The organism is Paenibacillus sp. FSL F4-0236 (assembly GCF_038000135.1).
In the GTDB taxonomy this organism is placed as follows: Bacteria; Bacillota; Bacilli; order Paenibacillales; family Paenibacillaceae; genus Paenibacillus_AQ.
The window spans coordinates 423,007-434,775 of record NZ_JBBOBK010000001.1 but is presented as its reverse complement, the minus strand read 5'-3'; the positions used below and the strand labels follow the sequence as shown (position 1 = coordinate 434,775).

10 protein-coding genes and 1 tRNA gene are annotated in these 11,769 nt (G+C 46.0%); 2 read left to right on the top strand and 9 right to left on the bottom strand.

Annotated features, from left to right (window positions below):
• Window positions 1-37 precede the first annotated feature (37 nt).
• The 3 genes from NSQ29_RS02065 to NSQ29_RS02055 form a co-directional block, all read right to left on the bottom strand.
• Window positions 38-2,206: a glycoside hydrolase family 3 N-terminal domain-containing protein gene (locus tag NSQ29_RS02065; RefSeq protein ID WP_341124264.1), complete on the bottom strand. Its 2,169-nt coding sequence runs from the start codon at window positions 2,204-2,206 to the stop codon at window positions 38-40.
• Between the two features lie 44 nt (window positions 2,207-2,250).
• Complete coding sequence (locus NSQ29_RS02060; RefSeq protein ID WP_341124263.1) at window positions 2,251-3,000, bottom strand: alpha/beta hydrolase; 750 nt, start codon at window positions 2,998-3,000, stop codon at window positions 2,251-2,253.
• Between the two features lie 117 nt (window positions 3,001-3,117).
• Window positions 3,118-4,137, bottom strand: coding sequence for a LacI family DNA-binding transcriptional regulator (locus tag NSQ29_RS02055; protein WP_042191311.1), 1,020 nt, complete (start codon window positions 4,135-4,137; stop codon window positions 3,118-3,120).
• Window positions 4,138-4,548: 411 nt separating this feature from the next.
• On the opposite strand from NSQ29_RS02055, the gene NSQ29_RS02050 reads away from it, so the two are divergent.
• Window positions 4,549-5,448, top strand: coding sequence for a serine hydrolase domain-containing protein (locus tag NSQ29_RS02050; RefSeq protein WP_341124262.1), 900 nt, complete (start codon window positions 4,549-4,551; stop codon window positions 5,446-5,448).
• 626 nt (window positions 5,449-6,074) lie between these two features.
• On the opposite strand, the gene NSQ29_RS02045 is transcribed toward NSQ29_RS02050, so the two are convergent.
• Window positions 6,075-6,148: transfer RNA gene (locus tag NSQ29_RS02045), tRNA-Arg, on the bottom strand.
• A 171-nt stretch (window positions 6,149-6,319) separates the two neighbouring features.
• On the bottom strand, window positions 6,320-6,676 hold the full coding sequence (locus tag NSQ29_RS02040; protein WP_341059641.1) for a hypothetical protein: 357 nt from the start codon (window positions 6,674-6,676) through the stop codon (window positions 6,320-6,322).
• A 145-nt stretch (window positions 6,677-6,821) separates the two neighbouring features.
• Here NSQ29_RS02040 and asnB point away from each other — a divergent pair, with 145 nt between their 5' ends.
• Window positions 6,822-8,666: an asparagine synthase (glutamine-hydrolyzing) gene (gene asnB, locus NSQ29_RS02035; protein ID WP_341124261.1), complete on the top strand. Its 1,845-nt coding sequence runs from the start codon at window positions 6,822-6,824 to the stop codon at window positions 8,664-8,666.
• 63 nt (window positions 8,667-8,729) lie between these two features.
• Here the strand turns inward: asnB and NSQ29_RS02030 are convergent, their stop codons facing one another.
• The 4 genes from NSQ29_RS02030 to NSQ29_RS02015 all read right to left on the bottom strand — a co-directional run bounded on the left by NSQ29_RS02030 (window position 8,730) and on the right by NSQ29_RS02015 (window position 11,644).
• Window positions 8,730-9,566, bottom strand: coding sequence for an aldo/keto reductase (locus NSQ29_RS02030; RefSeq protein WP_339243341.1), 837 nt, complete (start codon window positions 9,564-9,566; stop codon window positions 8,730-8,732).
• 157 nt (window positions 9,567-9,723) lie between these two features.
• Complete coding sequence (locus tag NSQ29_RS02025) at window positions 9,724-10,179, bottom strand: cupin domain-containing protein (protein ID WP_341124260.1); 456 nt, start codon at window positions 10,177-10,179, stop codon at window positions 9,724-9,726.
• Window positions 10,180-10,280: 101 nt separating this feature from the next.
• Window positions 10,281-11,216, bottom strand: coding sequence for an SPFH domain-containing protein (locus tag NSQ29_RS02020; protein WP_042191323.1), 936 nt, complete (start codon window positions 11,214-11,216; stop codon window positions 10,281-10,283).
• Entirely contained in the window at window positions 11,216-11,644 is a 429-nt protein-coding gene (locus NSQ29_RS02015) for an NfeD family protein (RefSeq protein ID WP_149644740.1), read from the bottom strand. The genes NSQ29_RS02020 and NSQ29_RS02015 overlap by 1 nt, the downstream gene beginning before the upstream one ends.
• Window positions 11,645-11,769: the final 125 nt, after the last annotated feature.

Genomic DNA, 11,769 nt, shown 5'->3' with positions numbered 1-11,769 from the left:
TCCTCTATTACGACAGCCTGTGTCGTATATATTCTACTTAAGCTAATGTTAAGCGAAAATCGCGTTCTTTAACCTCTTGGCTATTTGGACCCACAAACAATTTGAATTGTCCCGGATCACTGCTAAAGCTTAAGTCGCTATGATAGTAACGAAGCTGTTCTTCTGTAAGCGTAAAGCTCACTTCCTGGCTTTCTCCCGGGGAGAGGCTGATCTTGGCAAAGTCTTTCAGTTCCTTCATCGGTCTGACAACTTCTCCTGAAATGTCTCGGATATAGAGCTGCACTACCTCTTCTCCTTGTACATCGCCTGTATTAGTCACTGTAACAGTTACTTTAATAGGCTGATCCTTCGTCATTATTTCACCGGAAAGGATCGGTTCACTGTAGCTAAATGTCGTATAACTAAGACCAAAGCCAAATGGCAGGAACGGCTCATTAGGAATGTCCAGATATTGTGAGACATAACGCTTGTCAGCACCCGGTACATGAAGAGGACGTCCTGTATTGAAATGATTGTAATAAACCGGAATTTGCCCAACAGATACAGGGAAAGACATCGTTAATCTTCCTGACGGATTCTCGTCACCATACAGTAGACTGGTAATCGCCGCGCCGCCCTCGCTTCCTGGGAACCAGGCTTCCAGAATAGCATCCGCGTTCTCGATCACACCACTAAGATCCAGCGGGCGTCCGTTAAACAACACCACCACAACAGGCTTACCCAGCGTCTTCATACGTTGCAAAAGCTCACGCTGCGCTTCCGGTAAGCGGATATCTGAACGACTTCCAGCTTCTCCACTCATATCTGAATGTTCTCCAAGCGCCAGCACAATCACATCGGCTTCCAGCGCTGCCGCTTTCGCCTCCAGCCATTGCTCTTCTGTAAAGCTCTCAATCCCGGAGCCTTTTGCAACGGTAACCTTACCTGCAGCTGCACGAGCTTCAAAAGCTGGAGCAAGACGGCTAGCTTCTTCTGTTGAACCCAACCAGGACCATGGTCCAAGAATATCTCCGTTATTAGCAAACGGTCCGATTAGCGCAATCCGCTGCTCTGTCGCAAGCGGCAGAACCTGATCATTCTTCAGTAGAACGCAGGATTTAACCGCTAATTCTCTCGCTGCTGTCCGGTGAGCATCACAGAAAATTACCTCGCGCTCTTTCTCTATATCTGCCCCACGTAACGGATTCTCAAACAAGCCCAGTCTTTGCTTCAATTTCAAAATACGAAGTACGGCTTCATCAATGATACTTTCATCCACTTGCCCATCTGCTACAAGAGCTGGCAGTTGGTGCACATAACACTCTGTCATCATCTCGATATCCACGCTAGCTTTGATAGCTTTAAGTGCTGCTTCAGCCTCATCCTCGGCGACACCATGCGGGATCAGTTCCTTCACCGCGCCCCAATCCGAGATCAACACGCCGTCAAATCCCCATTCCTCACGCAGCAGCTGACGGAGCAGCTTAACGTTTCCGCTTATTGGAATCCCGTCAATCGTGTTGAACGAAGTCATAACCATTTCTGCACCCTCATCCAGTGCTGCACGATAGGCTGGCAGATAATATTCCCGTAGCTGACGTTCTGATAAATCGACCGTATTATAATCCCGTCCGCCTTCGGATAGACCATAGGCTGCAAAGTGCTTAACGCAAGCCGCCAGACGACTTACATCACCCGTCAAGTCATTTCCCTGAAACCCGCGTACAAATGCACGGGCAAACCTACCATTCAAATAAGGATCTTCGCCGGTAGACTCCATCACTCTTCCCCAACGCGGGTCCCGAACAAGGTCCGCCATAGGTGCAAAAGTAACGTGTACACCAGATACTGCCGCTTCTTTAGCAGCAATCTCAGCGCTTAGCTCCGCCCGTTCCATATCCCAAGAGCAACCAATCGCCAGTGGCACCGGAAAAATCGTCTTAAAGCCATGCACGATATCCGCCATCATCAGCAGTGGAATACCCAATCTATTTTTACGTAAATGAGCTTCTTGGACGGCAATGACTTGCTCTGCGCCCGAAAGTCCAAGTACTGAACCACTGTTCTCAATCATGTGATCCGTAATCCCCATGGATGCCATAGGGCCAGTGATTTGCCCTCCTTCTTCCGCTCCTTCATAGAAATTAGCAGCTAGCTGCTGCAATTGTGCTATTTTCTCTTCAAGCGTCATCTGGTTCAACAGGGACGTCAGTTGCTGGTCTTTCATCTCAAATCCTCCATAATATCTCTTTCTGCAATTGCTCATTGCTCTTAGTTGTACAAGAAATCAAAAGTTGTCTTCAGATGCTCCTCCCAGAATCTCCATTCATGTGTTCCCGGAGTCTCAACATATTGAAATGTATAGGGACTCGCTTGCATATGAGAAGCAAATTCCCGGTTCATCTCCACAAATGGATCTTCCGAGCCACAGCAGGTCAAAATTGAAGGCAGCTTACGTTTATCGTCGACCAATTTAGCCGCTAAAGCATACAGATCTTGATCCGGCTTAACTTGTAAGCGTTTTCCGAAAGTGCCTGCCATCTCCCTCGCCATATCCGAAGACATTTGCGGGTCTTTCAATCTTTTCTGAATATCTGTAACGCCTGATAAGGAAACTACTTTGCTGTAACGCTCAGGATAGGTAAGTGCACATTTTAGTGCCCCATATCCGCCCATCGATAGTCCGGCAACATACGTCTTTTGCGGATCATCATCCAGCCTCATCATTCGGCCACAAAGCTCAGGAAGCTCTTGCGTAACATAGCGGAAGTAATCCAGTCCGTACTCCATATCTGTATAATAGCTTCTTCCTACCTGAGGCATTATGACTGTACAGCCATACTTGTTAGCATACTGCTCAATGGTGGTCAGCCTGTACCATGTGCTAGCATTGTCGCCAGCACCATGTAACAGATAGAGCGTTCCTCCGGTGGTATTGCCCGAATCAACGGGAGAGATGATACTGATGGACGTTGTCATTCTTAAGGTAGGAGAACCAGTCTCAACGGTTAGAAGCGCCATATGTCATCTCCTTACGGAACCTTTTTTAAAATATAAGAAATTATATGCTTACGCTATAAATTATCCTTCTATTTCTCGCTCAAACGCTTACCGTCCTTATAAGGACGCCAAAGGCGTTTATGCTTGTTTATTAATCTTCTTACAAGATCCCCGCTTTACCAAAACAGACTCGAATACCACATGTTTGTTCTCCGATTGTCCCGAAATCAGGTCAAACAGAATTTCAACACTGGCTTTCGCCATATCCACCCCAGGTTGGCTAATCGTATCCAGCGATGGGTGATAGTATTCTGCCATCTCTATACCGTCAAATCCGATGATCGAAATATCATTTGGAATCGATAGACCCAAAGACAATAAAGCCTTGGCAGCTCCGATAGCGATGGTATCTGATGCGGCAAATACAGCGGTGATATCTTTTTTCTTATTAAGCAGTCTTTTCGTAGCCGTAAAACCAGAACTTGGACTGTATTCACAATCCTCTACCAAGGAAGCATCATACTCAATCCCATGATCCTCAAGGGCCTTAATATAACCCATAAGACGACGGTTTCCGGTAGTATGCTGAACCAAAGGAAATCTGGCCAAAAAGCAAATGTTCCGGTGTCCGAGTGAAATTAGATAGCTCACAGCTTTATAAGACTCTTGCATATCATCAATGATCACACTAGAGAATACGGCAGGATCAACATCCTTCGTAGTCGTGATGGTAGTCAAAACGAATGGGATCGGCAATTGTTTGAATTTTTCTTCAGAATGGTCATATGTACCACCCATAAAGATTACCCCGTATAAATTCTTTTCCTTCACAAGCTGAAGAGCAGCATTGATCTCATCCACTCCATCTTCAACATGCTGGATCAGAAGCGGGCAGCCGCGCAGATTCACTTGACGCTCTACTTCTTTGATCATGTCTGCAAAAAACGGATTTGCAATCCCCTTAACCATAAGTGCTATCGTATTAGAACGCGTTTTTTTCAGATTGCTTGCATTTCCATTTGGAATGTAATTATGTTCTCTTACAACAGCCATTACTTTAGCTCTGGTTGCATCACTTACGACACCGGAGTTATTAATTACCCTGGAGACCGTGGCGATACCAACGCCTGATAGCCTTGCAATATCCTTGATATTCATAATTCCCCCTGTTTCACCCCTATAATGAGCTCCCCTGCACCTGATGAAATCAGCTTGGTGGAAACGCATGAAATGATGGGAAACGTTTCCCATGACATCATTTTGACTGTTTTCGGATCTAAATCGCTTAATACGTTCATTATGGACAGATATTTTTTAGAAGTCAACCTATGATTTTTGACTAAAAATGATTTGCATCTCAAATTCGTTTTAAATTTTAATTGTTTTGGCGTTAAATAGTAGTCTTTCTGCTTGCATTGACTTTAAAATAAGAATAGAATAGCATCGATTTAGCTATTTAATATCTAGTCAGAGGAAACGTTTCCACATCATTTTCAATCATTTCGACTACCAAACTTCCTAATCCCAGCTTGGAATCTAAGAGAGAGAGGGCTACATTTTATGTTAAACATGACTTTCTTCGAAGCCCAGATCCGCGAACGTGGATTGAATGTGTTCAATGTTCGTGTGCTTCAAAATGGAACGTTAGTGGGAAAAGTGGATCTCGCAGAGGATATTCGGCGCTTGCAGCATTCGGTCAGCAAATCTTTTACATGCATGGCGGTGGGTCTAGCCATCGAAGAAGGAAAACTATCACTAAATACAACACTTAAGGATGTGTTTCCAGATTATGCATTTGCTCATAAAGAGGCCCTTCCTTCCATGCAACCTGGGGAGTTGACCTTGTTCGATTTACTACGTATGAGTACAGGGCATGATTCCCCACCGTTTTGGATTGAAGAAAGATTGGCCTTGAAGGATGTAAATTGGATACAACATTATCTATCGCTACCTTTAGACAGACCCCCGGGGGAACAGTTTACCTACAGCAGCGGGGATACCATTATGATCTCTGCAATGGTTCAGGCCCGTGTCGGACAAACCGTAAAGGATTACCTCATTCCCCGTCTCTTTGCCCCACTAGGCATAGAAAACGTCGATTGGGAAACGACCCCTCAAGGGATCACCCTCGGTTGTGCCGGACTTCAGATCAATACGGAAGAACTAAGCCGATTCGGACAGCTTCTTTTGCAAAAAGGAATGTGGAAGGGACAGCAGCTTATTCCCGCAGCTTGGATTGATTTTGTTACACAAAAGCAGATCGAAAATAACGGAGCTGGTGATTGGGGCCAAGGGTACGGCTGTCAATTCTGGCTGTGCACGCACGATGCATATCGTGCCGATGGTGCTCACGGTCAATTCTGCATTATTGCACCGGATGCACAAGTGGTAATCGCTATTAACAGTATGGAAGATAATATGCAAGCTATTCTAGACACTGTCTGGGAGGAGATCTGGCCGCTTCTTTAGCGGTGGGCATATGCAAGACAGCCTTCTCACGGGAAGGCTCAAGGTGCCGAGAAAGTAGTGGAGGCTACTTTCTCGGCACCTTCTTTTCGTATAATTAGGGAAAAGCTCCCTGTATTTAGCCGATAATTGCTTGAAATGAATGAAAGAGGGAAATCCTCCCTAAAAATCGGGGGAATATCTATATTCGCCAACGAATTAGTTAAATTACAGGGAGGATTTCCCTAATTATTAGTCTATTGAGCAGAAAGCTCTGAATTATAGGGAGATTTTCCCTAATTATCTATCAGAGCTTCAGTTTACTTACTTTGGCGAGGATGCTCTGCACGCAAAAACAGCCTTCCCGAAGGAAGGCTGTTACTTGACCCGAGCGGGATGCAGCCCTTTCGGGCTGACTGCGAAGCTGATCCTATCGATGCTTATGCTCCGACGAACCACCCGGGCTTCTCTTTCCCTGCATGCAAAAACAGCCTTCCCGAAGGAAGGCTGTTACTTGCCCCGAGCGGGATGCAGCCCTTTCGGGCTGACTGCGAAGCTGATCCTATCGATGCTTATGCTCCGACGAACCACCCGGGCTTCTCTTTCCCTGCACGCAAAAACAGCCCTCCCGAAGGAAGGCTGTTACTTGACGTCCCGGAAGGGATTCGAACCCCTGACCGTGCGCTTAGAAGGCGCATGCTCTATCCAGCTGAGCTACCGGGACATATAAGAATTAATGATATGTATTGACGCAACGATATTTATTATACCTTATTCAGCAAAATTTTCAAGATCAAACATTTTGGAAAATAAGTAATCTTAATCCTATTTTAATAATAACAAGGGTATCCTAGCTATTTTCATAGCTTACGGATACCCTCGTATCTACTCCATATTACTCCAGATTCCGAAAATGCTCCTCCAGCTGCTTTTTTAAATCTCCGTATGTCATTAATTCTCTCTGAAACTTGGAACGTTCATCTTCTGGCGTCATAATCATACTGCCTGTAAACGCGCTCGAAGTCACATCTTTAAAAGCATCATGCATATTGTTATCAAACCAATCGGTAGAAGTATCAGCATCATTAGTGAGGATACGGACAATCTCATAGCCTTCTTCGCGCTGATCTTCTACGATATACACCAAGAGCGCAGGATCACTAACAGCACCCGGCAATACACCTACTTCTGCACAAGGCGCACCGTCATACTCCATCATTCTGCGAATTTTGGCATCTTTAATATAATACACCTGTCATCCTTCCCTCCTGGCAAATTCCTCTCTCCCCTAGTGTTCGGATAAGGACATACATTTTATGCCTTCCTTCGGCATATATCTGTATTACTTGGCAAAAAAGTAAGGACAACAATCGCACAAAAAGAGAGGATGAACCATCATGTGCGGAATAACCGGATTTATCCAGTGGCGCGGAGATCTCACGCAGCACTCGCAGTTGCTGGTCAAAATGACTGAAACTTTAGCAAACCGCGGACCCGATGCAGCTGGAACTTGGATTTCAGGTCCTTGCGCATTCGGTCACCGCAGACTTAGCGTTATCGATCCAGAGAACGGCGCGCAGCCTATGATCACCCGCCATGAAGAACAGGTATACGCGATTGTGTACAACGGCGAATTATATAACGCACCCGAGCTCAAACAAGAACTTAAGCAGCGGGGTCATCAATTCCGTACCCAATGTGACACCGAGGTTCTGCTGCATGCCTATATCGAATGGGGACCGGATTGTGCAGAGAAGCTCAATGGGATCTTTGCCTTTGCAGTGTGGGACGGACTTCGGGATCAGGTCTTTTTTGCACGTGACCGCTTAGGTGTGAAGCCTCTGTTCTATAGTAAAGTAGATGACGTCTTAGTTTTCGGATCAGAGCCTAAGGCGCTGCTGCAGCACCCCAAGGTACAGCCGATAGTCGGGCCCGAAGGGCTGGCGGAAATCTTTATTATTGGTCCAGCCCGTACACCTGGACACGGTGTGTATAAAGATATGCAGGAGCTTCGTCCGGGGCATGCCATGATCTATAGTCGTGAAGGTCTGCGTAGTTACGCTTATTGGAAGCTGGAAAGCGCAAAACATACTGACAATGAAGCAGAGACAGCCGCTAAAGTACGTGAACTGCTGCAGGATACGCTCGAACGCCAACTGGTTTCAGATGTTCCTGTCTGCTCGCTTTTATCAGGAGGGCTGGACTCCAGTGCGCTGACAGCACTTGCAGTGGATTACTACAACCGAAACGGCCAGGGACGAGTGGATACGTATTCCGTCGATTATGTCGATAACGACAAGCACTTCAAGAGCCATACTTTTCAGCCCGGAGCAGATGGTCCATGGATTAAGCGAATGGTCGATGAATTAAATACGAACCATCACTATATCTCATTTGATACGCCAGAGCTTGTAGAAGCACTTGATAATGCGCTGTACACACGCGATTTACCTGGGATGACCGATGTGGACTCTTCTTTGTATTTATTTTGCCGTGAGATTAAAAAGAATGCTACTGTAGCCATTTCCGGCGAAGCTGCCGATGAGATTTTTGGCGGATATCCTTGGTTCCATCGGGAGGAGATGCTCTCCTCGGGCACTTTTCCTTGGTCAGTTGCTCCTAAAATGCGTGCAAGTCTATTATCCCCTGAAGTTAATGAATGGATTCGGCCGCTGGAATATTTGGGTGACAGATACAGTGATGCAGTAGCCGAAGTCCCAACATTGGATGGGGAGACAGGTAAACAAGCACAAATGCGTGTAATGTCCTATTTAAACATCACCCGCTTCATGCCTACTTTGCTCGACCGTAAGGACCGAATGAGTATGGGCGCCGGACTAGAGGTACGTGTTCCTTATTGTGATCATCGCCTCGTTCAATATGTCTTTAATATTCCTTGGGAAATCAAGAACCTGAACGGTCGTGAAAAAGGGATTTTACGCAAAGCGCTTGAGGGAATTCTTCCAGATGATGTGCTATATCGTAAAAAAAGTCCTTACCCGAAAACCCACAATCCAGCCTATTTAAACGCAGTACGAACACAAGTATTGAACATTCTAGATGACTCTACTTCGCCAATACTTCCTTTAATCGATGCCGCCAAAATCCGTGAGATCGCCGCTTCCCCAGAATCCTCTACCAATCTGCCTTGGTTCGGTCAGCTCATGTCCGGTCCTCAGCTGTTTGCTTACCTAGCTCAAGTAGATCTCTGGCTGCGTAAATATAACGTCTCCATCCAGTAAGCGACAAGCCAAACAGCAAGTCCCCGTATCGGTGGCTTGCTGTTTGGCTTGTATTCGTAATTTTTAGAAATTAAAATTGTCAGGATCCGGACCGAAACGATGGTCTCTGTTCAAATCTTCGATGGCTTTAACATCCTCATCACTTAACGTGAAGTCAAAGAATCCCGCATTCTCCTTGATTCGATCCGCATGTACCGATTTTGGAATCGTAATTACGCCTTGCTGCAAATCCCAACGAAGTACAATTTGAGCAGGGGTCTTATCATACTTTCCAGCCAGCTCATTAAGAAGGGGGAGATCTAGGTTTCCTTGCATTAGTGGACTCCAAGCTTCAAGCTGGATCCCTTGCTCATTGGCATACTTCAGCAACTCGCGCTGAGTCAATAGCGGATGGAATTCCACCTGGTTCACCACTGGAACCACGCTAGTGTCCTCGATGATATCCTTCAGATGATGAATCTGAAAATTGCTCACGCCGATAGATTTGATGAGACCCTCTTTTTGCAGATGAATTAGAGCTTTCCATGTCTCCCGATACTTTCCTGCCACCGGCCAATGTATGAGATACAAATCTATATAGTCCAGCCCCAGCTTGCGCCGGCTAACTTCGAACGCTTTCAGCGTTGATTCATAGCCTTGATCAGGGTTGCGCACTTTCGTCGTAATAAACAGTTCATCACGGGCCACTCCACATTCACGAATAGCCTGACCTACACCTTCTTCGTTATTGTAACCAGCAGCCGTATCAATACTGCGATATCCAAGCTCCACTGCGGTCTTGACCGCGTGAATAACCTCTTCCCCATCTTTAGTCTGATACACGCCAAGGCCTAGCCACGGCATGGTCACTCCATCATTTAAAGTCGGACCTCCCGAGAACGGTGCATTCAATTCACTCATCGCTTAACCCTCCAAGCTTATTGTTATTTCATTAATCTTACTTAACCTAAATTCACGCTTCAGAAGCAAGCGCTACCACAAAAGTATAGCAGACTGCTTCATCATTCCCAAAATCCTCATAAAAAAACGGAGGCATATATAAAGCCCCCGCTCTTCTTTATTTCTCAATCAGTTTGAAATCATCAAAATGGAATTCAGGAGAAACGATACAGGATACCAGTACTGGTTCTGATCCTAACGGGCGAGCCGCCTGCCATACGCCTGCTGGAACTACGATCTGCGGCTGTTGACCTGCAGCAATATCGAGACCCAGAATAACTTCCTGCACATCCTCAGGCTTATCTCCATTACCTCCGAGACTAAGCACTATTGGACTACCGGAATGCCAGAACCAAACTTCATCGGACAAAACAGTATGCCAATCAGATTGTTCCCCCTCGTGTAGCAAAAAATAAATCGAAGATGCCGAATGGCGCGATCCGGAATAGCTATCCCCAAGCACTTCCTGCGGAATTTCAAATTCGGAGTTCCAAAGTCTTTTGTACCAACCGCCCTCAACATGGGGTTGTAATCCGAGCAGTTCAACTAACGGTGAGATTTCTTTTTGTGTCACGGTAGCTTCTCTCCTTCAAAGTTTGCATGAGCAACAATAGCTTCGTATGCATAGGGTTGTTTTTGCTTTTACTTTAACGGAAGAAGCACGAATTGTAAAATCTATTTACTATCCTTGCTCGCTTTGAATACCTCAGCAATCGCCCCAAGACTTCCCAGCGTTTCAACAGCGCTTGTTGGCAAGAATACTTTATTTGCAGGACCTTTGGCGATTTCAGCCAGAGCCTCGAAGGAGCGATATGCGAGCACATGCTCATCCAGACCTGCTGAGCGAATCAGCTCAATGCGTGATTTTTCTGCTTCAGCCACGGCTTGAATTGCTTTCGCCTCACCATGAGCTTCCAGCTCCTGTGCTTGTCTTGAACCCTCTGCTTGGCGGATACGTGCTTCCTTGTCGCCTTCCGCTTTCAGAATCTTGCTCTGCTTATCCCCTTCAGCACGCAGGATCATATCTTGCTTGGCAGCTTCCGCTTCCAAAACAATCGCCCGTTTGCTCCGCTCTGCTTTCATCTGCTTATCCATTGCTTCTTGAATATCGAGCGGCGGCTTGATATCGATGACTTCCACACGCTCGATTCTTACGCCCCACTTCTCTGTAGCCTCATCAAGCGCCAGACGAATATCAGTTGAGATTTTTTCACGCCCAGACAGCGTTTCATCCAATTCTAGCTTACCAATAATTTGCCGCATAGTTGCCGTTGAAATGTTTCTTACCCCATATACATAATCGGAAATGCCATACGTAGCTTCCTCTGGTCCCACTACCTGATAGAAAATAATCGTGTCAATCTGCACCTGCACGTTATCCTTCGTGATCACCGTTTGCGGAGGCACATTCGCTTGTTGAATCCTTAGATCATGGTAAGTACGCACCTGATCAATCACAGGTATCAGAATGTTCAGACCCGGCGTCAGTAGACGATTGAATTTACCCAGACGTTCCACTACACCTACCCGTTGTTGCGGTACGATTTTGATCGTTAATGCCACAAATACTACGACTACCACTAGAATAATTGAAATAATTGCCCATTCCATTAGTTCATATCCCCCCATCGTTCTACTTCAATAATGGTCGTGCCTCTCTTCACTACTCTGACTACTTCGTCCTTGCCCAAAGACTGGTCAGAGCTCGCGCTCCACGTATCTCCGCCTACCTTCACTTGCCCATAGCGCCCTTGCTCAATCGGCTCAATGACGACTCCTTGCCTGCCTACGATTTCTGTGCCTGTATCCTTGAACCCACGTGAACTGCGAAATTTAGAAACCAGTGGTTTCGAGAATATAGTCAGACCAAGTGCGACCAGTGATCCGAGGATCACCTGAAACAAAATGGCTTCAGGAACAATCATCGACACCACACCTGCGGCCAACGCACCAATACTAAGCCATAGCAGATAAAAAGTAAGCGTCATCATCTCTACAACAAACAGGACACCGGCTGCGATCAACCAAAACACAACCATCGGTGAACCCACCACCTTCCTTATGATACTACTATAACGAAATGAAACAGCGATGCGTTGCGTAATTCCGTAAAAATATTGCAGGCATGTATATAATTTATATTCATAACATCGGAGGTTATGTG